The following is a 22445-nucleotide window of genomic DNA, read 5'->3' as shown; positions in this document are numbered from 1 at the left end:
TTTAGTAAGGGTTGCCTTGCCTTACGAAGGCTAGGCGACGGACCCTCGTGTCGGCAATCCGGCATCCGGGACAGGCGATACGGGATTCCGGACATTACCCGGAGTCACCTGCATGACCCGCCGGAACGCCGCGATGAACGTGCTCGGCTGCGCGTATCCCAGCCACTCGGACACCCCGCGCACGTCCGCGCCTTCCGAGAGCAACACGAGCGCCTGGTGTACGCGCAGCGCCTGCCGCCACTGCGCGAACGACAGCCCCGTCGCACCCCGGAACGCGCGGGTGATGGTGCGATCGCTCACACCGAGCGCGGCCGCCCACTCCTGCAGCCCGCGATCGTCCGCCGGATTCGCGAGCAGCGCCTCGGCGATCGCGTCGATGCGGGGATCGCCGGGCAGCTCCAGCGCGTACTGCCGCTCGGCCGGCTCCAGCACGTCGAACACGACCGCCTCGGTCCGCGCCCGCGCGTCGTCCTCCAGGTCCTTGCGCGCGAGCCGCAGCAGCAACGACTCGAGCAGCGGCGTCATGGCCACCAGCGTCGGCCGGTCGAACGCCACGGGGCTCCGCTCGGGCGCCTTGCTGAAGAACGCGTCGAAGAAGTCCACCTTGGCCGTGAGCCGCCCGCCGTGCACCGTGCCGGCGGGCATCCACAGGCCGAACCCCGCCGGGACGGTGTAGATGCGGTTGCCGACGCGCGAGGTCAAGGTACCGCCGCGGACCCAGACCAGTTCATGCCGCGCATGCGAGTGCGGGGCCCACTCGGTCGGCACCCCGGTCGCTTCGGACTCGGCGACGATGACCGAGTCGGTGTGGACGTCCGCGGGCCCCGCAGCCGCCCGGCGCACCACGGTGCTGGGCTCGCGCCGCCAGGTGCCCAGGCCGATGTCCATGCGAGCGAGCGTACGCGCGCTGCTCAGTCCTGCCGTTCGCGCTTGTCCAGCAGTCCGCGGACCTCCCGGCCGAGGCCGAAGGAGGGGCCGCCGACGAGGTCCCACGCGCGGTACACCCCGATCAGGAAACAGGCCACGACCAGCACGGCGATGTTGCTGACGAGGTCCTCGTCCGCGGGCCGGCGACTCAGCCGCAGGCCGTCGGCCAGCTCGAACCCGAAGACCACGGCCAGCCCGACCAGAAAGACCGCCTCGTGGATGCGCCGCGACAGCAGCACCCGCAGCCTGGCCAGCGAGAGGAGCGTGGCCAGCACGAACAGCAGCCCGGCCACCGCGACCGCGACGGCCGCCCAGGGCAGCTTCTGGCCCGGGATGAGCGCGAACAGCGAGATGGTCAGGGCGTTGAGGAACGCGGTGAGCGCGGCGGCGGCGCGCACCCGATGGATCGGCGCGGCCTTCTCCTGCGCGGCGAACCGGGGCTCGGCCACGGTCAGGACCACGAACAGCAACCCGATCAGCGCCCCGGCCACCCCCGCGCTGGCCACGAAGAAATCGGTCAAACCCTCTGGCGTCATGCGAGCCCCTCGCCGGTTCTCAAGCCCATCACGTACTAGCGCTTTTCGCATGATCCCCCGGCCGGGAGCTTTTTGCATGGTCCCGAATCCGCCGGGCAGACGGTCGCCAGTGGTTGAGGCTTGCCGGGGTCTCGCGCACGGGGGGAGGTGACAGGCATGTTCGGATGGTGGGGCCCGTGGTCTTGGTTCGGCTGGGGCTACAACGGATACGACGACGGCTACTGCGATTGGTAGTCGCGGACAGATGCAGGCGTCGCGGGCAGTACGGCTGCCCGCGACGCGAGTCCGGAATGGCCTCGTGCCTTCGGGGGAGTTGAGCGCGCCCCGGATGTGGCAGGCTCCCGGCATTGTGAACGTCATTTCGGTGCTCAACTACAAGGGCGGCGTGGGCAAGACCACGGTCACGGCCAACCTGGGGGCCGACCTCGCCAACCGAGGGCGCCGGGTGCTGCTCATCGACCTCGACCCGCAGGCGAGCCTGACGTTCTCCTTCTACCCGGCCGACGAGTGGGACTCGCTGCTGCGCCCGGCCACGACGATCCTGCACTGGTACGACTCGTTCAACTGGTCGACCTCGCAGAAACCGCTGCGGGACATGGTGACCACGCCACCTCGGATCAACGCGAGGCTCGGCGGTCGCGGCGGGCGGCTCGACCTGATCGCGTCGGACCTCGGGCTGGTCGACGTCGAGCTCGATCTCGCGGCGGGGTTGGGCGGCTCGCGGTACCAGACGTGGAACCCCGGCTATCTCAAGGTGCACCGGCTGCTCGCCGACGCGCTCGCCGGTGACGACTTCGCCGAGTACGACGTGGTGCTCATCGACTGCCCGCCCAACTTCAACATGGTGACCCGGACCGCGGTCGTCGCCAGTGAGCACATCCTGGTGCCCGCGAAGGCCGACTATCTGTCGACGCTGGGGATCTCGTATCTGCGCAGCCGACTGACGGGTCTCGTCGAGCAGTACAACGGGGTGGCGGGGCCGGACCCGGCGACGAGCATCAATCCTGAAATCCTCGGCGTGGTGTTCACGATGGTGCAGTACGCCGGGCCGGGGCTGATGACGAAGCTGCGCACCTACATCGCGCGGACCGGCGAGACCGAGGTGCCGCTGTTCCAGCAGGCGGTGCGGGAAAGTAAGAATGTCTTCGCGGACACCGGCGAGCTGGGCATCCCGGCCGTGCTCGCGGCGCACACCACCGAGAACGTCCAGTACGACCTGACGCAGTTGACCAGCGAGTTCATCGCCAAGATCAGAATTTGAGGAGCGTCGGGTGACCGAGCCGGCCGATCGCACGTACGACATGTTGGTGCACATCGGGGAGTTCCTGAAGAAGCTGAAGCAGGAGGAGTACGACGCGCTCCTGGCCGGCGAGTCCCAGCTGAAGGTGGTGCCGAAGGGCGCCCGCATCAGCAGCGGTGCCGCGCGCAGCACGAAGCCGGCCGCACCGGCCGTGAATGCCGAGCAGGTTGACGCCGACCTTCGCAACATCGGCGACCGGCAGTCGGCGGTGCAGTACCTGGCCGACCTCACCTTGAAGAAGGCCGAGCTCGTGCGGCTGGCGAAGGAGCTCAACGTCCCGGTGCGGGCAAGCGGCACGGTCGCGCAGATCCGGGAGGTGATCGTCGAGCACAAGGTCGGCCACCGCCTCGCGCACGACGCGATCCTGCGGCGGCCGTAGGCGCTCAGTCGCGCAGCAGTCGTGCCGCCTCGGCCAGTACCTCGTCCCACTGTCCAGACGGGGTCTGGCGGCGGACGCGTTCGGCGATCTCGCCGGCCAGCCGGGCCACGGCCACCGGTTCCAGCGCGGGAATGGCCGGGGCCGGCGGCCGGAGGGCCGGCTCGGGTGCGACGAGGTGCATCGGCAGCGGCTCACCGACGCAGACCACGTCGAGGTGGCCGGTGGTCCGGGTGAAGGCCACGTAGAGCATCCGGTGGCCGTGCTCGTCGCCGGCCACGATGTCCGCCGGCTCGACGACCACGACGGCGTCGAACTTGAGGCCCTTCGACTCCTGCGGGCTGACCAGGTTGATCGCGTTGCCGAGCTCGCCGCGGTCGGCACTGCTCCAGGCGACGTCGTTGGCGGCCAGCGCGGCCTCGACGTCCGCGCGGCAGGTCGGCGGGCAGATGATGCCCACGAACCGCCGCTCGGCCGCGTGGGCCTGCGCGATGGCGACCGCGCGGCCGGCCCGGTCCGCCGCCTCGACCCGGTGGATGCCCGGCCGCGGCCCGTCGCGAACCACCTCGGTCGGCACGGACCGCGGCGCGGCGAGCGGCAGGAGCAGCGCGGCGAACTCGTACACCTGTCGCGGTACCCGATAGCCATAGCGCAGCTGGGTGACCGTGCGCGGGTGCGTGCCCGGCAGGTGCGCGGTCACGTCGTCCCAGCTGTCGCGGGCCCACGGACCCGTCGACTGGGCCAGGTCACCGAGCACGGTGAGAGAACCGGTGGCGCTGCGCCGCGCGATGGCGCGCAGCTGCATCGGCGACAGGTCCTGCGCCTCGTCGACGACGATGTGCCCGTACCGGTCGGCGGGCCTGCCGTTGATGAGGAAGTCGGCCTCGTCCAGCAGCGGCAGGTCGTCCCGGCTCCAGATCTGCTCCGACAGCCGGTCGGCGCTGCGACGGCGCAGCTGGGCCACCTCCGCGGCCGTGAACGCGTCGCCGGCCGCCGACCGCAGCCGGTCCAGGGAGCTGAACAGGTCGCGCACGAACGCCTGGGCGCTCAGTTGGGGCCAGAGCCGTTCGAGCAGGTTGTCGACGGACCGCTGCCGGGCCTGGGCGGCCGTGAAGCCGCGCCGCTCCAGCATCGCGGTGAGGACGTCACGCAGCTGGGCCCGGCGCTGCGCGTACGGACCCGAGCCGTCGTGCAGGTCGGCGACGGCCGCGCCGATCTCCGCGCCGGGCAGCGTGACGAACCGGCCGTCGAGCTGCAGCCGCTCCGCCGGCTCGGGCCGCCCGATGCGCTGCCGGATCGCGCGAGCGAGCAGACCGGCCATGCGCGCCTGGCCCTTGATCCGGCTGAGGGCAACGGGTTCGGGCCGGCCGCGCTTGACCGTCGGCCCGAGTTGCGTGATGTCCCGCTGCACCACGTCCTGCTCGCCGAGGTCGGGCAGGACGGTGCTGATGTACCGGGTGAACGTGGGATGCGGCCCGACGACCAGCACGCCCGCGGCACGCAACCGGTCCGCGTGGTTGACCAGCAGCCAGGAGACCCGATGCAGCGCCACCGCGGTCTTGCCGCTGCCCGGCCCGCCCTCGATGACCAGCACCGAGTCGAGCGAGGCCTGAATGACGTCGTACTGCGCGGCCTGGATGGTGGCGACGATGTCGCGCATGTTCCCGGTGCGACCCTCGGCGAGCGCGCGCAGCAGGGCGGCATCGGGCCCCGGCGGACCCTCCGGCACCGCCGCCGCGAACACGACGTCGGTGCAGTCGTCGATGGTGTTGCCCGTGCAGTGGAACGTCCGCCTGCGGGTCAGCCCGAGCGGGTCGGCGTGCGTCGCCTTGTAGTACGGCTGCGCGGCCGGGAGCGTCCAGGAGATGACCAGGACCCCGTGGTGCCCGCGGTCGCTGATCAGGTGCTTGCCGATGTAGAGCGGGTCCTCGCCGGGCAGGTCGATCCGGCCGTGTGCGACGGCGCTGCCCGTGGCGCCGAGCGCGTCCCGGTGCGCCTTCGCGTACTTGGCGAGCTGCGCGGCGGCCGAGGCGTGGGCGGCGGCGCCCGGGGCATTGCCGGCCGCGGCCTTGGCGCGCTCACGGGCCTCGGCGGCGCGGTCGAAGTACTGCTGCTCGCTCTGGATCTCCGCCGCTGAAGCCATGCCCGCCCTCGTGCCGATGACCGCCGGACCGTCCGCCCACCGTACTGATGCGGAAGCCGGTATCGGTGGGTCCAGCGGTCGGCAAAGACCGGCCGAACGGACGCTTCAGTCCAGGTGGTCGGTCCAGTCCTCGGCCAGATAGAGCACGTACGACAAAACGGTGGGGGAGCGGCGGCCGTCGGCGACCAGGGCGACGCGTTCGTAGCTCAGCAGGCGGCCGGTCTGCTCGTCGATGACGGCGATGTCGCGGACGGGGCCGTCGGTGTGGTTGGCGTCGGCGGTGTACGCGGCGCCGGTGCGGCCGTCGCGGTCGGTGACGGTGCCGCGGAAGCTGATGCCGGGGGAGTTGGCCAGGACGCTGAGGATCGCGGCGCGCTGGGCCGGATCGAGGATGTGGTATCGATGCATGTCGGCAACCGCCTGCAGTGGCGTGGAGGGCTGGTGGTCGGCGGGCTGGTAGCTGGACAGCTGCCCGGCGAGAATGGCGTCGTCGGTGACGGGTACGTCAGCGAGGTACAAAATCTGGCCTGAAATGAATCGCTCGATGGACGCGTCGGCGGGGTCCAGCGCGCCCGTCCCCACGGCCCGGAGTTGGCCGGGTGGCTGCGGTGGCAGGACGGTGATGCGCCGGCGGCCGTCGTGGTTCGGGGTCCAGCACAACTGGTCGTCCACGGCGACGACGCCGGGGCCGCGCGGGTGGTTCGGGGCCGGCCAGACCTGCGTGCGGATACAGGCGTTCGGCGCGGCCGGGGCCGGTTCGCGCAGGCCGGCGACGTGCCCGGCGAGCTGGCGCAGCTTCGGCCCGGCGGGCACCGCGGCCGCGTCGGTCAGCAGGCCGGGGAGCATGACCGGGGCCGCCGACGGTTCTTCGCGCGTCGTTTTTTGCGCCTGGTGTACGGCCAGCACGCCGAACCCGGCCGCGATGAGCGCACCGACCGCGACCGGGGTGAGCCAGCGGATCAGGGACCGCCGGTGGGAATGGGCGGGGGCGTCCACGCGGGCGCGCAGTTCGGCCGCGGTCATCCGGGGCGGCGGGATGGGCCGGCCGCGGGTGGGGTCGTTGCACTCGACGAGTTCCCGGATCGCCGGGTCAGCGGCGTCGTCAGCAGGCATTGGGGTCTCCAGTTCCAGTGGTCCGGGTCAGCAGTTCCCGCGCGCGCTTGGTGGCCCGGGACAGCCGCTGCCGGGCGGTCGTGGCCCGGACGCCGAGCGCCGCGCCGAGCTGCTCGCCGGTGAGGTCCTCGAGGTACGCGAGGGCGAGCACCTGCCGTTCGGGCGGGCGCAGCTGGCGCCAGACCCGCTGCAGCTCGTCCCGGCGGGAGGCGACGGCTTCGGTGCCGTTGGCCGGGATCGGCAGCTCGTCCATGGCGTCGGAGCCGAGGTCCTCGGGATGCCGGTGCCGCCAGCGCCGATGCTTCAGTGCGTCCTTCCGGGCCACGTTCAACAGCCACGTCTTGGGGTCGTCCGGCACGTGGTCACGCTTCTTCCAGGCGACCATGAACGTCTGCTGCGCGACGTCATGCGCATCAACGGGCCCGACCTCGCCGACCAGAAACCGGAGGACCGTTTCCCAGTACCGGTCGTGCAGCGCGTTGTGCCATTGCGCACCTCGACGTGCGTCGCTGTCCAACGTCACGGCTCCTCGACGGTTCGTTGCGATGTCGTGGATAAACTCCCGGCCGACCCGGTCGTGTGACCTTGCAGCCACAACATCACAAGATTGTGACCTGCGCCGATGTGGTCACCGTCGGTGACATCGCCGGATCGTTCGCAGCCAAACATGAGCGAACTTTGTGACATTCATTCACGGACGCCTTTGCGACATTGGCCGCCGCCAGCCGTTTCCGTTCGTACCGTGAATGCATCCAGTCCATCGCGTCCGACCGACCTCGGACCGCGAACAGCGGGGCTCGACCGCGCCCTGCTGCCCGCGTTCGGAGGCATGCACATGCTGCGCACAAGAGTCACCATCGTCCTGGCCGCCCTCGTCGCGCTCGTTTCGGCCCCCACCCCGGCATTCGCGGCCCCGAGCCCGTCCGCCGCTGCCGTCCAGTCGAAGGTCGACGCGGAACTGGCCGCGCACCCGGGCGGCAAGCAGACCGGGCCGAACCAGCTGACGTACCCCGGCGGATTGATCGTCACCGTCGTCGCGCCGACCCCCAACACCACCCAGCCCAAGCCGGACTGCCCGAGCGGATGGTTCTGCTTCTACGACTTCGTATCCTTCGGCTACCCGCGGGGCCAGCTCTCCTCCTGCGGCTGGCAGGACCTGGCCACCTGGAAATGGCAGGACCGCACCGAATCCGTGCACAACAACCTGCCGGGCGGATCGGTGGCCTACATCAACCACGCGGCGGGCACGAGCGCGCACGGCAGTGACGTACGCCTATTCGACGTGGGCGCCCGGCAATCGATCGCCGACCTGGGCGGGAACAAGAACATCGCCGATCACGTCTACCGGTACTGCTAGCCGGGTAGCTGTCCGTCGCGGCCGTCGTCCGCAGTGCGGCGGCCGCTCGGATTGCTTTTTGCCTCGTCCGTCGTGAGGGCCGCCACAGGTGGAGGGATCACCTGCGGGGTCCGCGAGGTGGAGGATGGCGGTCGTGGACCGTGAATGGTCGTCGGTTCGGAGAGTGGCGCTGGTCTCGGTGGTGGTCGCTCTGGTGGTCGCGTGCTGCCTCGGGGGCTGCGTGCTGCTTTTCATCGCGCCCGACCAGATGGCCGCGTTCAGTCCCGCGAACTGGTGACCCGCTTGCGCCGTGTGAGGTTTCAACTCGTGAATCCATCCAGCCTTGCCCGACGAAGGCTTGTCGTGGCGATCGGCATGCTGATCATTGGCGGCATCGGTTTCGCCGGCTCGGCCGTTCTCGCGGTGCCGGCCTGGCGGGCGGCGCACGGTGGCGGTCGCGCCGGTACCTTTACCTTGACCGAAGCCATGTCCTGCGACCGCAACCCGCCGCCCCGGCAACGGTGCGGATGGTTCGGTGACTTCACCGGCGACGACGGCACGGTGGTTCGCCGGCACTACGAGCTCGCCGAGGGCCTGCCGCCCGGCTCGAAGGTCGGAGACACCGTCGCGGCGCGCGACACCGGAAGCCTCACGCAGATCTACCGGGCGGGCGACACGCAGGCTTGGAAGGCGCCGGCCGGATCTCTCGCCGCGTTCGCGAGCGCGCTCGTCCTGGGGCTCCTCCTCCTGGCGCCGTGGTCCTGGCGGCTACGACGGCAGCCGCGGCAGGCCGATCGCGTTTGAGCAGAACCTTTGGTCCAGTGGCTGGGCCGCTGTGATCGGCCGTGCCTCATTCGCGTGGTCGTGGCGACGCGATCCGGCTGACCTTCGGCGAGCACGGCGCGATCGCGGGGCTCGCCCGGGAAATCAACTGGGCGGCGACGCCAACGTGTGGGAGCGCGGGGATGTGGCTAGCCTGCATGTTCACGACATCGAACGGGAGTGTTGCAGTGGCGCAGGGCGATTGGGTTCCCGACGAACTGGATCAGCGGTGGCTGCCCAACTTCGACGTGCGAACGATCGTACCGGGCCTACCACTAGGCTCGCTCGGCTCGGACGCGCCTGTCTGGAGCGTGCTGCAGGAAACGGGTTACTGCCGGCTGACGTTCGTGATGCCATTGAAGGGTTGCGTGCAAGCAGCGTTGATGGAGTGAGCGAGGCGCTCACCAGACTCCGGTGGCTGCTGTGCTTTGAAGGCAACACCAGCGCGTCGAGCGCCTTCGTCGTGCCGATGCTCGTTCGTATTGCGGCCGACACGAGGCAGCACTCGCGAGTCCAGGCGCTGCAACTCGTCGGCGACCTGGCGCGGGTCCACATCTTCCGCATGGAGACACGCGGATTAATGCTGCAGACGATGGGGTCGACTCCGGTCTACGACGCCAGCGGCTACACGGAGAACTGGGCAGTCGACGCCGTACGGATGATGGTCGGACGCGATGCCGGCCCGCTGATCGAGCTGCTGCACGACAACGATCCGCAGGTGCGCGGCCGTGCGATTTACGCATTGGTGACAGCGTTGCCGGTCGACTCGAATCTGCTGGAGCTCATGCGTCACCGGCTCACCGTCGAGGAAGACGCGGCGGTGAGACTGACGCTCGTGGTCGGCATCGCGCAGCACTTCTGGGAACTGGACCAGGTACCGGAGGCTCTCGACTGGTCTCGGGAGATCTGGTCGAATCCGGGATCGTCGGCGGGGCTTCGGCTGGGTGGTGCCATCGCCTGGCTGAACCTCACCGACCAGGAGGCGGCCCCGGAGTTGCGCAGGGTGCTGGACCAGCTGCCGCTGCCACTCGTACGCGAGCTGTCGCTGCAACTGCCCTGGATCTCGTGGCTCAGCTATCCGGCCGATGGGATCGATCTCTGGTGGCAGCAGTTGACCGACGTGGAGGGTCGCTGAGGCCGATCTCGTCCTCGTCGAGCAGCCACCGGAAGAACCGCTGCAGCCCCTTGTGCTTGTTCGACGCGGTCGAGGCGGAGCGGGTGTCGATCATCCAGGCCTGGAACGCCTCGACGGGCTTCTTAGTAACGACCGTCGGGTTTTTTGGCGGCGTCGTCAACCTGCCTGGTCAACGGGTCCAGCAGCGGCGTGCTGGACCTGGCAGTGATGCCGAGCAATGAAAACGGGGCTCCCGCAAGTCGCTGAACTGCGGAAACCCTAGCCGGTCGGGACAGTGGGATTCGAACCCACGACCCCTTGACCCCCAGTCGTCGGAGGCCCCAGCGACGTGCTCAGCAACGTTCTCCCAGGTCGCCTCCAGCATAAACCGGCCGAGTAAAGGGGTCCGCGTCGTGGCGCCTGAGTGAGCCTCCGAGCTGCACGGCAGGCCAACGAGTAGCGTCGCAGGAGTCGACCGTCTGGTTGGTCCCGTCCGGTCATTAGGAGGCACGAGTCAAATGCGGGGCGCGGTCGGGGACGAGACCGGGGAACAAGGCATCGATGCGGTCTCCCTGGACTTTCGGCGCATTCACTGGGCGCCGGTCGTGAACTCCCGTGGCGACCTTGGCACCGACTTGTTCGTGCAGGTGCGCGACGAACGTCGATTCAGCCTCGGCCTCGTGGTGGGCGTGCAGGTCAAGGCCGGTCCGTCGTGGTTCGACGATCCGGCGCTCGATGCCGGCGGTGCAGTAATCGGGTGGTGGTTCTACGAGCCGGACAAGCGGCATTTCGACGAGTGGGTCGAGCACGGGCTGCCACATTTGGTCGTTCTGCACGACCTGGACAAGCAGGTTTCGTACTGGAGCCACGTCACGGCTGCGGCCGTCCAATCGACCGGCAAGGGCAGCAAGATCCTGGTGCCGATCACGCAGACGATCGATGCTGAGCATGCGCATGCTCTGATCGAAGTTGCTGCAACGATGAGAGTCGGTGTTGCGCTCCAAGGCACCGCGTGGGCTGCCGACGGCGTGCCGATCGGTCCGGGCAGCTTGCTGCGGCACGCGATGATCGCGTCGCGACTGGTCGCGCCGCACCCGAACGCCACCGTGAAAGAGCTGACGCCGGAGCAGGCCCTCGCACTCATCGTCCAAGGCCGGCACTTCGACCTCAACCGGTACGTGAACTCCAAGGCTGCGCCGACGATGGAAGACGCCGCGAGGCCCAAGAGCGCGTGGCGATGGCGGCTCGTGGCCGCAATGTGGCAGTACACCACCACCGGCGACGACAGCGAGCTGACGCCCCTGACCAGCCTGGCGACTTCGGCGCCCGATCGAGCAGCGGGTGCCATCGTGGCGGCGTGCACCGCGATGGACGGCGAGCGGTTCGAGGACGCCATCCAGCTGCTGTCTGAAGTGGTGGAGGATGCGGAGCCAATAGATTGTGCCTGGCTGCTTGCCCAGCGGGCGCGGGTGCTTTCCGAACTCGGCCACATAGCTCAAGCCCGCCAAGATGCGGCTCGCGCCCAGCGCAGCGTCATGCACGCAAGCGAAGACCTGACCGCTGCTGCCATCGGTGCTGCCGCAGCTCAGCTACTTTTCCAGACGTCCGCATGGAGCGAGCGCACTGTCGGTTCTGTCATCGAGGCGAGTGACACCGCGGTCTCGTGGTGGCGGGGCCAGCAGATGGCCAACGGCCTCATGAAGGCGGCAGAGCGGCACTTCCGCCGATACGCCGATGATACTGCGGTCGTGATCGGCGGTACGGACGTCGCGCAGAACTCGCTGTTCGGTGTGCAGCTCGGCGCGCACCTGACCGGCGAGCACGGCACGTGGCGCAGCGCGGCAAGTTTGCTGGGCCAGCACGAGCTTATGGTTTGGCAGCCTGACCAGGGTTTTGAGCGGCACGCAGCTGCGTTGGACGACTTGCGCCGTGCTGGGGATCGCGATCAGCTCAAGCTTGCCGTGGTGAGGACGTGGCGCGTTGGCCCGGTAGCCGCGCTTGCTGATGCTGTGCGCCGGGTCCAGAACGCGCCGTGGACCCACACGACCACGGGCACGAATCTCGTGATGTGGCGCCACGGCGGCGATCTGTTGCCGCCCGCAATGGCGACGATTGCCGCAGACCGGTGTATCGAAGTTCTTGCTGATCCGGCGTCACCGGCGAGAATCGCAGCGCCGTTCCGAGTCGATGCCTACGTGCTGCAGGCGCTGGCCGGTGTTCTCCCCGCCGCTGACGACCGAGTACATCGTGAGGTAGCGGCCATGTTGGCGACTCAGCCGGCGGACGTCGGTCCGGGAGAGGTGCAGGATGAGATCGCCTGCCTCAAAGCGCTCCGGCATGAGGTGCTGACCGATGCTGATGTGGCTGGCCTTCGGGAGCGCTCAAGGAGGCTTCGAGAGTCGCATCTGTCGGCTGACTTCATCGGAGCGCTGGCAGTCTTTGACGAGGACTCACGACGAGTTCTTCTAGAACGAATCGCGGCAGGCGATCTCGGTGCGCTAGCCGCGCTTGAGGGCGACGATCTGCCGGTCGATGCGGCGGCTCAGGCGGTACGTCTTGCCGCCGAGCACACCGTAGGGATTGTGGAACAAGCAAGGCGACATGAGTACCGAGACCGTTCCTGGGATCCGGTAGCAGATTTGGCGCACTGGAACTGCCGTTTCCCCGAGATCGCGGACTGGGCGGCCTTGGTTTCAGTGCTCGCCGAGTCAGCTGTGCCAGGAGAGTACAAACGGTTCGCGTTCGTCAGGCTTGCAGCGGACATCGAGCGCGTTCCCGAGGACGTTCGGGCTGAGCTGCGATCGGTCGTGAGCAGTTTCGCCGAGCCACCGAACCCGTTCGGCATCACGCTCGGTCGGCCAGCCGGTGGCACCATCACCTACCTGGCGATGGCGCTCGGTACCCTGGACGTCAGTCAGTATGCCGAAGCGGCAAGTCGGCTGATGGCCGGTACCTCGCAGGATCGTCAGGACTTCATTCGTTTCGTTGCTGGCGGCGATCCGCTTCGATGGGCTCCGGCGTTGCTCGCATTGCTTGGCGATGGCGACGTACAGGTCCGCGCGGTGGCGGCGCATCGGGTGGCCATCGCGGCGCTCGACCACGATGACGAATTGCTTCGCGCCGCCGTGCTTCGCGCCGCCGCTGACCCCGGCGCGTTGGTGCCGATGGCCTCTGCTGCGGGATTGTGCCGCGGATCCGACCCCCATCCGGACCTCGTTGAGGCAATGCAGCGCTTTCTCAGTCACCCGTCATACAAGGTGCGGTCGGCGGCTTTAGCTGCTCTTGATGGTTGGGCTGAGACAGCAACGACCTGATCGGCGGACGTTGCCACCGGTCGACCTTGACGGTTTTGGAGAGGGTGGGTGCCCAGCGGTAGGACGGCGTTGTCGGTGTTCCCGGTAGTGCCGTCGACGCCGGCTCAGCCGCCGGTGCCGTCAGGTCAGCCTGTGCCGTGACGGATCCGATGCGCTGAGCCTCCGTCCGCCCCCAGGCACGGCCGCGGCCAGCCTCCAGCCGGAACCCGAAAAACCTGGTGATTGGCTTTCGTACGATCACCGCGACGTCGGTTGTGACGGGTACCGCCGGGCGGTCGTCCAGCGCGGTGAGCCGATCGGCCGCCCCGTTTACTCAGGCGGCAGGACGATGCGGGCGTTGTCCAGGCGTCGATGGATCAGGGCGAGCGTGGTGAACAGGTCCAGCGCGTCGTGCTCCGTCAGTGTCCAGGTGGTATGGATGCGGGTCGAGTGGGCGGGCGGATTGCGGAACATGCCGAAGATGCCGGTGAGCAGGTTCGCAAAGCCGCTCTGCTCGCTGGCGTCTGTTTCGCTGCGAAACGCGTTGATCCGCAGGAGAGGCGCGGTGCCGCAAAGCGCCTTCTCGACCACGGCTTTGCCGTCGAGCTGCAGGCCGGTCATCTCGCGGAGCCGGTCGCTGACGCCCTTGGTCGCCTCGAAGACCGCGTGGAACAGCGACTTGCGGACCAGTTCTTCGTCGCAGTAGTAGAGCGCCTTCGGGTGTACGCCCCGGCGGAGCAGTTCGATGCGTAGGTGATCGGTGATGCGGGCGACGTCTTCCAGAGTGGCGGCCACCGACTCGGCCGCGACAAGCCGGCCGCCCTCGTCCAGGTCGAGGCCGGCGACGGCCAGCGCCGGCCGCAGTTCGGCCCGTAGTGCCTCGAACCGGGCCTGCTCCCTGAGGTACCGGGCGATCGCCATGGCCTCGGCGAGGAACCGGGCGATCGGTGCCGCCGAGCCTTCCTGGTGCTGGGCCTGCTGGAGCGCGGCGGTGATCCGGTTGCGCTTGGACTTGCCTGCCGCGGGATCGGCCAGGCCGGCCTGCTCGAACAGCTCGTCGATCTCCGAGTGGCTGAGCCCGGGAGGATCGGGATTGCCCAACACCTCGGCGACGGCCTTGATCACGCTGCTCGGCCAGGCCGGCCAATCACTCATGGTGGTCACTATTGCGGATGGTAGTCGCAATACAGCATTCTGTTAAGCCGGGGCTGGTGTCGAGGGGGCGACGTGGCGGGACCGGTGAAGGGCGCAGGTCCGGAGATCCTCCGGCTCACCCGAGGGTTGGTGCGCCTGCTGCACGAACGAACCGACAAGGCTCGCCCCAAGCCGGATGAGGCCTCCGGCGACCTGCTGTGGCTCGCCGACGTCCGCGACCACCTGGCGGCCGCCGGGTCCGACGTCCTGCTAGACCTGGCGAGGCCCTCCTTCACGGCGGCGCCGCCGCTGCCGGAGATCCTGCAGGGCCGCCTGGACCCCGAGGTGGCCACTGACTCCCGCGTCGCTGCGCCGCGGCTCGCCCTGGGCGATCATCCACCGGCGGTGCGCTCGGCGTTCGACCGCTGGCTGCGCGAGCAGCGGGCCTGGGCGGCGGCCGACCGGACGGCGCAGCGGCTCCAGCCACTGTACGACCGGCTGGAGCAACTGCTTGCACAGACCAGCGGGCGGCGCGGCGGAGACACCCTGGTGCTCGGGCTGGGCCTGGTGACGGTCGTCCTGCGAGGCGCGGTCGTGCTGCACCGGCACCTGCTCAGCGTTCCGGTCGAGCTGCGCCGGGACGGTTCCGGCGCGCTGCGGCTCGTGCTCGCCGGGGACGCCCGCCTGCGGCTGGATGACCGGATGCTGCGTCAGCAGCCAGGCGGGGCGCTCGTCGGACGGTCCGACGACGAGGGTCTGGCCGGCCTGCACCCGTTCGCTGAGGCGGTCGGCGACTGGCTGACCGGGTATGTGCGAGACAGCTGGCGGGGACCCGTGCGGCTGCACCCGCAGCAATGGGAGGCTCCGCCGCCCTCGGTGCCGGATGTGCCGTCGCTCGCGCTCGCCCCCGCGCTCATCGTGCGCAGCTCGACCAGCGGGGACCAGGCCGGGTTCTACGAGCGGATGCTCGCGTCGCTGGAGGCGCCCGGCGCCACGGTGCCGCTGGGGCTGGCTCAGCTGGTGACCCCGATCGAGCCGGCTGACCGGCGGCGCTGGCTGGCGGCCGAGGGCGTGCCCCCGATCGGGCAGGAGCCGCTGTTCGCGCTGCGCACCAATCCGGAACAGCGGGCCGTGTTGTCCGCGCTGCGCGACGACAGTGTCGTGGTCGTACAGGGGCCTCCCGGCACCGGCAAAACGAACACCATTCTCAACGTGGTCACCGCCCTGCTGGCGGACGGCCAGCGGGTGCTCGTCACCAGCCTGCACGGCGCGGCCCTGAACGTCATCCGCGAGCAACTGCCGGCACCGGTGCGCCGTCTGTGCGTGGAGATGACAGAGAAGAGCACTGCGGAGAAGCAGCTCGAGCGCAGCATCAAGGCCCTCACCGACCTCGGCGCCGCCCGCTCACAGGAGTGGCTGGAGCAGCGGATCGACGAGTTGGGCCGCCACCGGGCGTTCCTGCTCGACGAGCGGGCCAGTGCGGTCACGTCGCTGCGGGAGGACCGTGAGCGCGAGCACCGCGAGGATCACACGCTTCCGGAGCCGTACCGCGGGCTGCTTCGGGATATTGCTGCTGCGGTCAGCGCCGGGCGCGAGCGGCACGGTTGGATCGGGGACCTCCCGGCTGGCGCCCCGGACGCGCCCCCACTGGCCGACACCGAGGCCACCGAGTTGCTGGAACTGCTCCGTGGTCGTACGGACGAGCGCGAGCGGCGTGGCCGGCAGCTGCTCCCGGCCGCCGGGCTGGTGCCTGCCGTGGAGTCCGTGGGCGAGGCGTTCGAGCGGCTCGCCGCGCACGAGGCGCTCGCCGGCGGCTCGCTCGACATGGCGACCATGGCCCGGTTCACCGAACTGACCGAGCCGGCCCTGGCAGAGCTGCGCGGCCGCCTAGACGCTGCGTTCGCCGCGCTGATCGAGTGCGGCCTCGGTGAGGTGGTGGCGGAGTGGCCGGCCGACGACTGGCGGCGTCCGGCGGCCGAGCAGCTGCTGGCGCACCGGGACGCGGGCTTCTGGAACGGCCTGTTCGACATCGTGGACGAAGCGGGGTTGCTCGCCGGGCAGTTGCCTGCAACCGGACGGGCCGTGTCGTTCGACCCGGCGCCGCTTGACGGCACGCTACCTGCTCTCCTCGCGCAGGCAGTGCGCCTGCGCGAGCATCTCGCCCGCGGGGGCCGAATCCGTCCCCGCTGGTGGGAGCGCCGCAGCAGGTTCGTCGCCGGTGAGCTGCTGGAGATCTGCACCATCGGTGGCGCGCCGCCCCGGACCGCTGGCGACCTGGCTGCGATCGTCGCGGTGCTGCGCTGCGAGATTGCGGTCGGCGCTGCGCTGGCCGCCTGGGCCGCGGTCGACGTTCGATCCGGCTCCGGACCGCTGGGGATGCGCTTGGCGCAGCTGCGCCACCTCGGCAAGAGTGTGCTCGGTATCCGGCGGCTGCTCTTTGCGCGCGATGCTGTCCAGCAGGTCATGATGCGCGACGGGCTGCGGTACGTGGTCAACTCCGCGGAACGCTGGGACGGCCTGGTGCGTATCGTGCGCAATGTCGAGGTGGTGCGTGCGGCGCAGCAGGCCCGTCAGATGCTCGACGCCGCCTGCGCCGGGCTGCGTCCGGCGGCGCTCGATCCCGCGGCCGCCCCCGAGACGGCGGCGCTGATCGAGGCGATCGCGTCCCGCGATCTGGCCCACTACCGGTCGGCCGCGGACGGGCTGCTGCTGGCGGCGGGACTCCAGGCCGAGCATCGCCGGGAGGCCGAGCTGCTCGATTGGCTGCGAGCGGCCCACCGGGACCTTGCCGAGCGTCTCGCGGTGGCTGCCGCCGACCCGGCCTGGGACCAGCGCCTAGCCACCTTCGATGAGACCTGGGCGTGGGGTCGTGGCCTGGGGCATTACCGCGGCCTGCGGTCGGACAGCACGCCGCACGACCAAGCCGAGCGCGTCGACGAGCTCGATGCGCAGTTGCGGGAGATCACTGCCGAGCTGGCCGGTGCCCGCGGGCTGCGGCACTACCTCCGGCGAACCAGCGAGGAGCAGCGGCAGGCCCTCCAGGACTACCGGATCGCCCGCGCCGCGCTCGGGCTCGGGTCCAGCACCCGGTACGGGCCCCGGCACGCCTCGGACGCGCGCGACGCAATGTACGCCGCCCGCGGGGCGGTGCCTGCCTGGGTGATGCCGCTCGACACGGTCGCCGAGCATGTGCAGGCCGAGCCGAACAGCTTCGACGTCATCGTCGTGGACGAAGCCAGCCAGGTCGGCGTCGACTGGCTGCTCCTGCTCTGGCTCGCGCCGCGGATCGTGATCGTCGGCGACGACCAGCAGTGCACGCCCTCCGACAGCGGCAAGTCGCAGGAGGATCTCGACGCCATCGACCACCACCTCCGTGAGATGCCGACCTTCAGAGGCGGGGCCTTGATCCCCGGGCGAAGTCTCTACGAGCTCATGTCCGCCCGAGTGCCGCAGGTCATCCGGCTCACCGAGCATTTCCGGTCCATGCCCGAGATCATCGGCTGGTCGCAGCGGTTCTACGACGGTGAGCTGATGCCGTTGCGGCAGTTCGGCGCCGACCGGCTGCCGCCGCTGGTCATGGTGCCCGTGCAGGGCGAGATGCAAGGACGGGCAGACGACGCGGTCAACCGGGCCGAGGTCGCCGCGATCGTCGAGCAGGTGGAGAAGATGGTCGCCGATCCCGCGTACCAGGATCGCACTATCGCGGTCATAGCCCTGCACAGCAAGGCTCAGGTTGCCGAGCTTGACCGCGAGTTGAAGCATCGCATCAAGCCCACCGACATCGAGCGGTTCAACATCCGGGTCGGACAGCCAGAGGCGTTCCAGGGCGATCAGCGCAGCGTGGTACTGCTCTCGATGGTGTATCACCACGTCAGGCCGGCGTTCGCGACCAGCCGGAAGTATCGGCAGCTGTACAACGTCGCCGTGAGCCGGGCGGAGGATCAGGTCTGGCTGTTCACTTCAGTGCCGCCGCTGGTCGCCGCAACGGACGTCAAGGACATGCGGGCGGCGCTGCTGGCGTACTTCCGGGACCCCCAGCCGGTATCCCGAGGCCGCCATCGTCTGCGGTTCCGGTCGCGGTTCCATCAGGACGTATGCGATACGTTGCGCCGGCGCGGCTATCGGGTCACACCGTTGTACCCGATTCGGGACGGCCACGTGGACCTACTGGTGATCGGCGAGCATGGCCAGTTGGCGGTCATCTGCGACGGGCCACGGGAGTTCACGTCGGCCGAGTCCCGGGCCGGCGACGTCGACCGCGAGCTGGAACTGCGGCGCTGCGGTTGGGCATTCGTGCGGATCCGTGAGAGCGACTACCGCTTCGACCCGCAAGCCGCGCTTGAGCCGCTGTGGCAGCGGCTGAAGGCCCGAGGTATCGAGCCGCACGACGACCCCCCGACGTCGCGGCGCGATGCGTGAACGCTCCCCGTCATCGGTGCAGATGGCCGGAGCCAGCTCAGGTACCGCACACGGACTGTCGAGATCCCGGGCAGATCGGACGATGCGCGGGCCCGTGCGCGTCTACACCGTGAACCCGAGCACGGGGGAGTCCGAATCTCCCGGTGCGGCGCTGGGATATGACCGCTCGAGCCGACCTGCCGCCATCCTGGGCGTACATGACCAGTCACCGGACTCTCGTCTGTGGCGGCGTCACGGTCCATTCGCCTGGGAAGGCATTGCGCAGGATCTGGCCGTCGGGCCGGTCGTCGATAACGCGTTCGATCGCTCGGCTACCGCTGGTGGGTGGGATGAGGACGACCTTGCCGCCTGTGCCCGTCGTTGCGCCAGCTTCGCCTTGCTCGTCGGTATGGTCGAGCGCGTGCATGCTGTTGCCGGCCTTTCGGGTCTGCCGGAGCTGACAGCGGTTCAGAACGTGTGGTTCAGCGACGCCTAGGCCTGCAGGCTGTTGACCGCGGCGACCACGACGCGCTCTCGCTTCTCGCCGGTCTGCAGAAGCAGACAGACGGTGCGGCAGAAGCTGATCGCCTGCATCAGTTCAGACTCCCCGGGTCTGGCGAGGCTGCTGCCGGGCTAGACTTCAGTCCGTAGATCGAGCGCTGAATTTGCGATGAATCTCAACGCCGCACTCGCTATGGTCGCCGCGCACGACTTCGACCCAGTCAACTGGGGTAAGCGTCCTAGCCAGGCGTACAAACACAACCGTCGATTGTCAGCTCGGGCCGAACCCGGCGATATTGCGACACCACGCCGCGATGCCGTCGGGCATCCGGTAGATCATCTCGTCGGACGAGCCTTGCCAGTTTTCGATCGGCCACCGCTTGGCGCCGAACAGTTCGCTGGCGATGCGGCTCATACGGGCATGCTCATTGCGCTGTTGCTGCTGGTCGAGCTGGGAGTGCGCAAGCAGTTCGCCAAACGTTACCTGCTCGCCTGGTCTGCTCGCGGTGATCTCGAAGAGCGCCTTGACGCCGGTAAGGTGCTTCACCCGCTCCCAGAGTGCCGCCACCTCGCCCTTTGTCCACCTCCCTTGACGTCCTAGATCGATCGTTGGCTCGCCGTCCATCGTCGCGAGAACTCCGCGCAGCCGGAGAACCAGTGCCTCCGCATCCGCGATAGCTTGCACAACTTCACTTCGCGCTGAATCCGTCATGAACATCTCCATGTGATGTCGTGTACGACTCCGCACAGTACAGAGTCGTACACGACTCCACAAGGCCTAAAGTCGAGGGCCGCCAGCCCGGTGCCGCACCATGCGGATTGACGCTATGGGAAGACATAGACATGCGTAAGATCTTGACACTACGGGCCGTACAGCGGCCCGCCAGAGCCTCTCAGCCCGAATCGGCCATGCGCCCTGCGGCCGACCGACCGATGCCCAACCGGCGCTCTCCGGCGCCCTGAAGCCGCACAACGCATCGAGCCACGAGGGGGCCACCGTGACCGCCGCCCGGCGACTGCTCAGCACTGAGACCTGGCCGAGCTGCTCGACGTCGACCCGTCAACGATCCGCCGGTGGCGCACCGCCCGCCCGGTGCAGGGACCCCCGTTCATCCAGATCTCCGAGCGGGTCACCAAGTACCGGCCCGAGGACGTCGAGCGCTGGCTCGACGGCCTGCGCGTCGTGCCCGAGGCGGCCTGATGGCCGCACCGCAGATGCCACCGATCGGCGTGGACCTGGCCGCCGACGTCGAGCACCGCCCCGACCGCGCGAAGCCTTACCGGGCAAGGGTTCGATGGGTCGACCCGCACACCGGCCAACGGCGCTCCAAGTCCGAGGCTCACGACGACACCGAGGCCGCGCAAAGCTGGATCGAGGCCATGCAACGCGCGGCGCGCGGCGGTGTCGACCCCAATGCCGCGACCATGCGCCTCGGCGGTACTGCGCGACGCCACGCACTGGGACGAGGTGGTGGAGACGCTCGGATTCGAGCACCTGCGCCGCCACGACCTACGGCACACCGGCCTAACATGGCTCGCCGACGCGGGGGTACCGGTCCACGTCCTGCGGAAGATTGCTGGGCATGGGTCGATCACTGCGACACAGTGCTACCTACACCCCGATCACCGTTCGATAGATGCTGCGGGAGAGGCATTGAGCGCGCATCTATCAGTGGGCAAACTCGCAGCATCGTCCTGAGTCGCCGGTTTGATGATCAGTCGCTCTCTGTGGAGGCGTCCGTCTCGGATGTACTTGTAGGGGCGACTGATCCGGTGCTGGGAAGCCGATAGCTAGAATTCGATCATCGTTGTTATCGGTGCGTCGGACTGTAACGTAAGCGCGCTGCCCGTCGCTCGGCGCATGTATCCCGTACTCAACCGGAATGCCACCATGGTTCGAAGTTGCTGTCGCGCTGTGGCTTAAGACGCCGTACTCGCCCGCGTACTCGTACGCCTTTTCGATTTCTATCGGAGACTGGCTCATTTTCAAAAATATGTCAGCTGAAACTCGGACTACCTCGCAAGCGCCGTGGGGCGTTTGCATGGTGTAAAAGACGGGGCCAGAAAAATCCCGAGCGGCAGAAGTCCGCCATTCGCTCTGACCTTTCGGAAAGGCCAGAGCAGCCTTGAACAGGATATCTTTGAAGAAGATGTCATTCAAGGTCCACTTTGATCCATCCGGTAGGGCAAACAGCGGAGCGTCTACTCTTTGCTCTACCTGCCATGATTCCGAGGGTATTTCAGGGGGCGCCGTCGTCGGCGCTTCGGGCGGCCTGCGCAACGCGACGTGTAGGTCCGTCCATTCGGCAGAGAAGTCGCGATTCTTGTTGAATAGAGGAAGAATCCAGCTCAGGAGGAATGAGGTTGTAACCTCTGAGAAGGTTCGAAGCTCGATGTTCTTGGCGGCTGCGAGGGACACGGCGCCGGAAGTGAAAGGCTTCGCGGACACCGCCACGACGCGGCTCGCTCCTACATCTTCCATCTTCGTGACCAGTTGCTCAATCCACCTGGAGTCCTGTCGGTCTTTCCGCTTGCGACACTCGATTATGCCGAGCATGGGGACGGTTCCGACCTTCGCGCGAACCGAAACGTCGATCTCGCGCCGCCGTCGAGTCAGTTTTCCGGTTATGTAATCCGGCGACTTGACCTCTACCGGCGCGCCGGCCAGAAGGCGCTCAAGATCGCGAACCATCTCCTCAAGGTCACGCCCGCTCCGTGGCATCCGTCCTCCAGCCCCGTCGCAACCAAGTTTGGAATGTTGAGTCTGGTCCCCAAGTGGTCCCCAGCGCTAAGCCGACGAGATCCACTGGTGGCATTTGACAAGCATCGCCAAAGGGCCGTTGACCTGGACTTTCGCCCAGCGTCAACGGCCCTTCTCGCGTGTCGGGACAGCGGGATTCGAACCCACGACCCCTTGACCCCCAGTCAAGTGCGCTACCAAGCTGCGCTATGTCCCGGTGCCACACCACTCGCGTGGGCAGCCGGTACAGCGTAGCGCATCCCCGCAGCCGCCGACCACGCAGTATCCCGCTCCCGGGTTACGCTGCGCGAATGCGGCTTGAGCTGGTCACCATCGTGGTGGACGCGTATGACCCGGCCATCGCGTTCTTCGTCGAAGTGCTCGGGTTCGAGCTGGTCGAGGACTCACCCTCGGTGACCAGTGTCGGCGCTAGGGCCAAGCGCTGGGTGGTCGTCCGGCCGCCCGGCGCGCAGACCGGCATTCTGCTCGCCCAAGCGGACGGGGAGCGCCAGCGGCAAGGGGTAGGGGAGCAGGCCGCCGGCCGGGTCGGGTTCTTCCTCCGCGTCGACGACTTCGACGCGGCCTTCGCAAAGCTGAAAGAACATCATGTGGTGATCGAAGGCTCACCCCGAGTAGAGGAGTACGGCCGAATCGTGGTGTTCCGCGACATCTCCGGAAACCGCTGGGACCTGCTCGGACCCAGATAGAAGCT

23 protein-coding genes and 1 tRNA gene are annotated in these 22445 nt (G+C 68.5%); 14 read left to right on the top strand and 10 right to left on the bottom strand.

What is annotated here, in order from left to right; translation table 11 throughout:
- Window positions 1-30: 30 nt before the first annotated feature.
- Window positions 31-888: a helix-turn-helix domain-containing protein gene (locus tag ACQP00_RS40745; RefSeq protein ID WP_433207113.1), complete on the bottom strand. Its 858-nt coding sequence runs from the start codon at window positions 886-888 to the stop codon at window positions 31-33.
- Between the two features lie 23 nt (window positions 889-911).
- Window positions 912-1463: a hypothetical protein gene (locus tag ACQP00_RS40740; protein WP_433207110.1), complete on the bottom strand. Its 552-nt coding sequence runs from the start codon at window positions 1461-1463 to the stop codon at window positions 912-914.
- 349 nt (window positions 1464-1812) lie between these two features.
- On the opposite strand from ACQP00_RS40740, the gene ACQP00_RS40735 reads away from it, so the two are divergent.
- Window positions 1813-2724, top strand: a complete 912-nt coding sequence (locus ACQP00_RS40735) for a ParA family protein (protein ID WP_433207108.1) — start codon at window positions 1813-1815, stop codon at window positions 2722-2724.
- 10 nt (window positions 2725-2734) lie between these two features.
- On the top strand, window positions 2735-3142 hold the full coding sequence (locus ACQP00_RS40730) for a hypothetical protein (RefSeq protein WP_433207105.1): 408 nt from the start codon (window positions 2735-2737) through the stop codon (window positions 3140-3142).
- Window positions 3143-3146: 4 nt separating this feature from the next.
- Here the strand turns inward: ACQP00_RS40730 and ACQP00_RS40725 are convergent, their stop codons facing one another.
- The 3 genes from ACQP00_RS40725 to ACQP00_RS40715 form a co-directional block, all read right to left on the bottom strand.
- Window positions 3147-5282 (bottom strand): HelD family protein, encoded by a 2136-nt coding sequence (locus ACQP00_RS40725; protein WP_433207102.1) that lies wholly within the window; start codon window positions 5280-5282, stop codon window positions 3147-3149.
- 105 nt (window positions 5283-5387) lie between these two features.
- Window positions 5388-6395 carry a hypothetical protein gene (locus tag ACQP00_RS40720; RefSeq protein WP_433207099.1) on the bottom strand — a complete coding sequence of 336 codons (1008 nt, stop codon included), beginning with the start codon at window positions 6393-6395 and terminating at the stop codon, window positions 5388-5390.
- Window positions 6385-6918, bottom strand: coding sequence for an RNA polymerase sigma factor (locus ACQP00_RS40715; RefSeq protein ID WP_433207096.1), 534 nt, complete (start codon window positions 6916-6918; stop codon window positions 6385-6387). Before ACQP00_RS40715 ends, ACQP00_RS40720 begins: the two co-directional genes overlap by 11 nt.
- A 312-nt stretch (window positions 6919-7230) precedes the next feature.
- Here ACQP00_RS40715 and ACQP00_RS40710 point away from each other — a divergent pair, with 312 nt between their 5' ends.
- The 5 genes from ACQP00_RS40710 (at window position 7231) to ACQP00_RS40690 (ending at window position 9688) form a co-directional block, all read left to right on the top strand.
- Window positions 7231-7752: a hypothetical protein gene (locus ACQP00_RS40710; protein WP_433207093.1), complete on the top strand. Its 522-nt coding sequence runs from the start codon at window positions 7231-7233 to the stop codon at window positions 7750-7752.
- Window positions 7753-7876: 124 nt separating this feature from the next.
- Entirely contained in the window at window positions 7877-8029 is a 153-nt protein-coding gene (locus ACQP00_RS40705; protein ID WP_433207090.1) for a hypothetical protein, read from the top strand.
- A 65-nt stretch (window positions 8030-8094) separates the two neighbouring features.
- Entirely contained in the window at window positions 8095-8535 is a 441-nt protein-coding gene (locus ACQP00_RS40700; RefSeq protein WP_433207088.1) for a hypothetical protein, read from the top strand.
- A gap of 41 nt (window positions 8536-8576) precedes the next feature.
- Entirely contained in the window at window positions 8577-8945 is a 369-nt protein-coding gene (locus tag ACQP00_RS40695; RefSeq protein WP_433207085.1) for a hypothetical protein, read from the top strand.
- The gene (locus tag ACQP00_RS40690) at window positions 8942-9688 is read left to right on the top strand and encodes a hypothetical protein (RefSeq protein ID WP_433207082.1); all 747 of its coding nucleotides are present in this window, start codon (window positions 8942-8944) and stop codon (window positions 9686-9688) included. Before ACQP00_RS40695 ends, ACQP00_RS40690 begins: the two co-directional genes overlap by 4 nt.
- Here ACQP00_RS40690 and ACQP00_RS40685 read toward each other — a convergent pair.
- On the bottom strand, window positions 9624-9782 hold the full coding sequence (locus ACQP00_RS40685) for a hypothetical protein (RefSeq protein ID WP_433224152.1): 159 nt from the start codon (window positions 9780-9782) through the stop codon (window positions 9624-9626). The genes ACQP00_RS40690 and ACQP00_RS40685 overlap by 65 nt on opposite strands.
- On the opposite strand from ACQP00_RS40685, the gene ACQP00_RS40680 reads away from it, so the two are divergent.
- Both ACQP00_RS40680 and ACQP00_RS40675 read left to right on the top strand, forming a co-directional pair.
- On the top strand, window positions 9745-9909 hold the full coding sequence (locus tag ACQP00_RS40680) for a hypothetical protein (protein WP_433224375.1): 165 nt from the start codon (window positions 9745-9747) through the stop codon (window positions 9907-9909). The genes ACQP00_RS40685 and ACQP00_RS40680 overlap by 38 nt on opposite strands.
- Before the next feature lie 276 nt (window positions 9910-10185).
- The gene (locus tag ACQP00_RS40675; RefSeq protein WP_433207079.1) at window positions 10186-12981 is read left to right on the top strand and encodes a DUF4365 domain-containing protein; all 2796 of its coding nucleotides are present in this window, start codon (window positions 10186-10188) and stop codon (window positions 12979-12981) included.
- A 309-nt stretch (window positions 12982-13290) separates the two neighbouring features.
- On the opposite strand, the gene ACQP00_RS40670 is transcribed toward ACQP00_RS40675, so the two are convergent.
- Window positions 13291-14085, bottom strand: coding sequence for a TIGR02391 family protein (locus ACQP00_RS40670; protein WP_433207076.1), 795 nt, complete (start codon window positions 14083-14085; stop codon window positions 13291-13293).
- Between the two features lie 102 nt (window positions 14086-14187).
- Between ACQP00_RS40670 and ACQP00_RS40665 the strand changes: the two genes are divergently transcribed.
- Together ACQP00_RS40665 and ACQP00_RS40660 are read left to right on the top strand one after the other, a co-directional pair.
- The gene (locus ACQP00_RS40665; protein ID WP_433207074.1) at window positions 14188-18513 is read left to right on the top strand and encodes an AAA domain-containing protein; all 4326 of its coding nucleotides are present in this window, start codon (window positions 14188-14190) and stop codon (window positions 18511-18513) included.
- Between the two features lie 94 nt (window positions 18514-18607).
- Window positions 18608-18988, top strand: coding sequence for a hypothetical protein (locus ACQP00_RS40660; protein ID WP_433207071.1), 381 nt, complete (start codon window positions 18608-18610; stop codon window positions 18986-18988).
- A 276-nt stretch (window positions 18989-19264) separates the two neighbouring features.
- Here the strand turns inward: ACQP00_RS40660 and ACQP00_RS40655 are convergent, their stop codons facing one another.
- Complete coding sequence (locus tag ACQP00_RS40655) at window positions 19265-19717, bottom strand: hypothetical protein (protein ID WP_433207068.1); 453 nt, start codon at window positions 19715-19717, stop codon at window positions 19265-19267.
- A gap of 309 nt (window positions 19718-20026) precedes the next feature.
- Here ACQP00_RS40655 and ACQP00_RS40650 point away from each other — a divergent pair, with 309 nt between their 5' ends.
- Window positions 20027-20194, top strand: coding sequence for a helix-turn-helix transcriptional regulator (locus tag ACQP00_RS40650; RefSeq protein WP_433224150.1), 168 nt, complete (start codon window positions 20027-20029; stop codon window positions 20192-20194).
- 213 nt (window positions 20195-20407) lie between these two features.
- Window positions 20408-20692, top strand: coding sequence for a tyrosine-type recombinase/integrase (locus ACQP00_RS40645; RefSeq protein WP_433207065.1), 285 nt, complete (start codon window positions 20408-20410; stop codon window positions 20690-20692).
- Here ACQP00_RS40645 and ACQP00_RS40640 read toward each other — a convergent pair.
- Together ACQP00_RS40640 and ACQP00_RS40635 are read right to left on the bottom strand one after the other, a co-directional pair.
- Window positions 20663-21685, bottom strand: coding sequence for a restriction endonuclease (locus ACQP00_RS40640; RefSeq protein ID WP_433207062.1), 1023 nt, complete (start codon window positions 21683-21685; stop codon window positions 20663-20665). The genes ACQP00_RS40645 and ACQP00_RS40640 overlap by 30 nt on opposite strands.
- A 191-nt stretch (window positions 21686-21876) precedes the next feature.
- Window positions 21877-21950 (bottom strand) — tRNA-Pro (locus ACQP00_RS40635).
- A 94-nt stretch (window positions 21951-22044) separates the two neighbouring features.
- Between ACQP00_RS40635 and ACQP00_RS40630 the strand changes: the two genes are divergently transcribed.
- Window positions 22045-22440 carry a VOC family protein gene (locus ACQP00_RS40630; protein ID WP_433207059.1) on the top strand — a complete coding sequence of 132 codons (396 nt, stop codon included), beginning with the start codon at window positions 22045-22047 and terminating at the stop codon, window positions 22438-22440.
- Window positions 22441-22445: the final 5 nt, after the last annotated feature.

The sequence above is a fragment of the Dactylosporangium sp. CS-047395 genome (genome assembly GCF_050942185.1).
Taxonomy (GTDB): domain Bacteria; phylum Actinomycetota; class Actinomycetes; order Mycobacteriales; family Micromonosporaceae; genus Dactylosporangium.
This window is presented reverse-complemented; position numbering and strand designations above follow the sequence as displayed.

What these genes read in the sequence shown, in the direction of transcription:
- ACQP00_RS40745 (WP_433207113.1), bottom strand. Translation starts at nt 888, where the DNA reads ATGGACATCGGCCTGGGCACCTGGCGGCGCGAGCCCAGCACCGTGGTG.
- ACQP00_RS40740 (WP_433207110.1), bottom strand. Translation starts at nt 1,463, where the DNA reads ATGACGCCAGAGGGTTTGACCGATTTCTTCGTGGCCAGCGCGGGGGTG.
- ACQP00_RS40725 (WP_433207102.1), bottom strand. Translation starts at nt 5,282, where the DNA reads ATGGCTTCAGCGGCGGAGATCCAGAGCGAGCAGCAGTACTTCGACCGC.
- ACQP00_RS40720 (WP_433207099.1), bottom strand. Translation starts at nt 6,395, where the DNA reads ATGCCTGCTGACGACGCCGCTGACCCGGCGATCCGGGAACTCGTCGAG.
- ACQP00_RS40710 (WP_433207093.1), top strand. Translation starts at nt 7,231, where the DNA reads ATGCTGCGCACAAGAGTCACCATCGTCCTGGCCGCCCTCGTCGCGCTC.
- ACQP00_RS40705 (WP_433207090.1), top strand. Translation starts at nt 7,877, where the DNA reads ATGGCGGTCGTGGACCGTGAATGGTCGTCGGTTCGGAGAGTGGCGCTG.
- ACQP00_RS40685 (WP_433224152.1), bottom strand. Translation starts at nt 9,782, where the DNA reads ATGATCGACACCCGCTCCGCCTCGACCGCGTCGAACAAGCACAAGGGG.
- ACQP00_RS40675 (WP_433207079.1), top strand. Translation starts at nt 10,186, where the DNA reads ATGCGGGGCGCGGTCGGGGACGAGACCGGGGAACAAGGCATCGATGCG.
- ACQP00_RS40655 (WP_433207068.1), bottom strand. Translation starts at nt 19,717, where the DNA reads ATGGAGATGTTCATGACGGATTCAGCGCGAAGTGAAGTTGTGCAAGCT.
- ACQP00_RS40645 (WP_433207065.1), top strand. Translation starts at nt 20,408, where the DNA reads ATGCCGCGACCATGCGCCTCGGCGGTACTGCGCGACGCCACGCACTGG.
- ACQP00_RS40640 (WP_433207062.1), bottom strand. Translation starts at nt 21,685, where the DNA reads ATGGTTCGCGATCTTGAGCGCCTTCTGGCCGGCGCGCCGGTAGAGGTC.
- ACQP00_RS40630 (WP_433207059.1), top strand. Translation starts at nt 22,045, where the DNA reads ATGCGGCTTGAGCTGGTCACCATCGTGGTGGACGCGTATGACCCGGCC.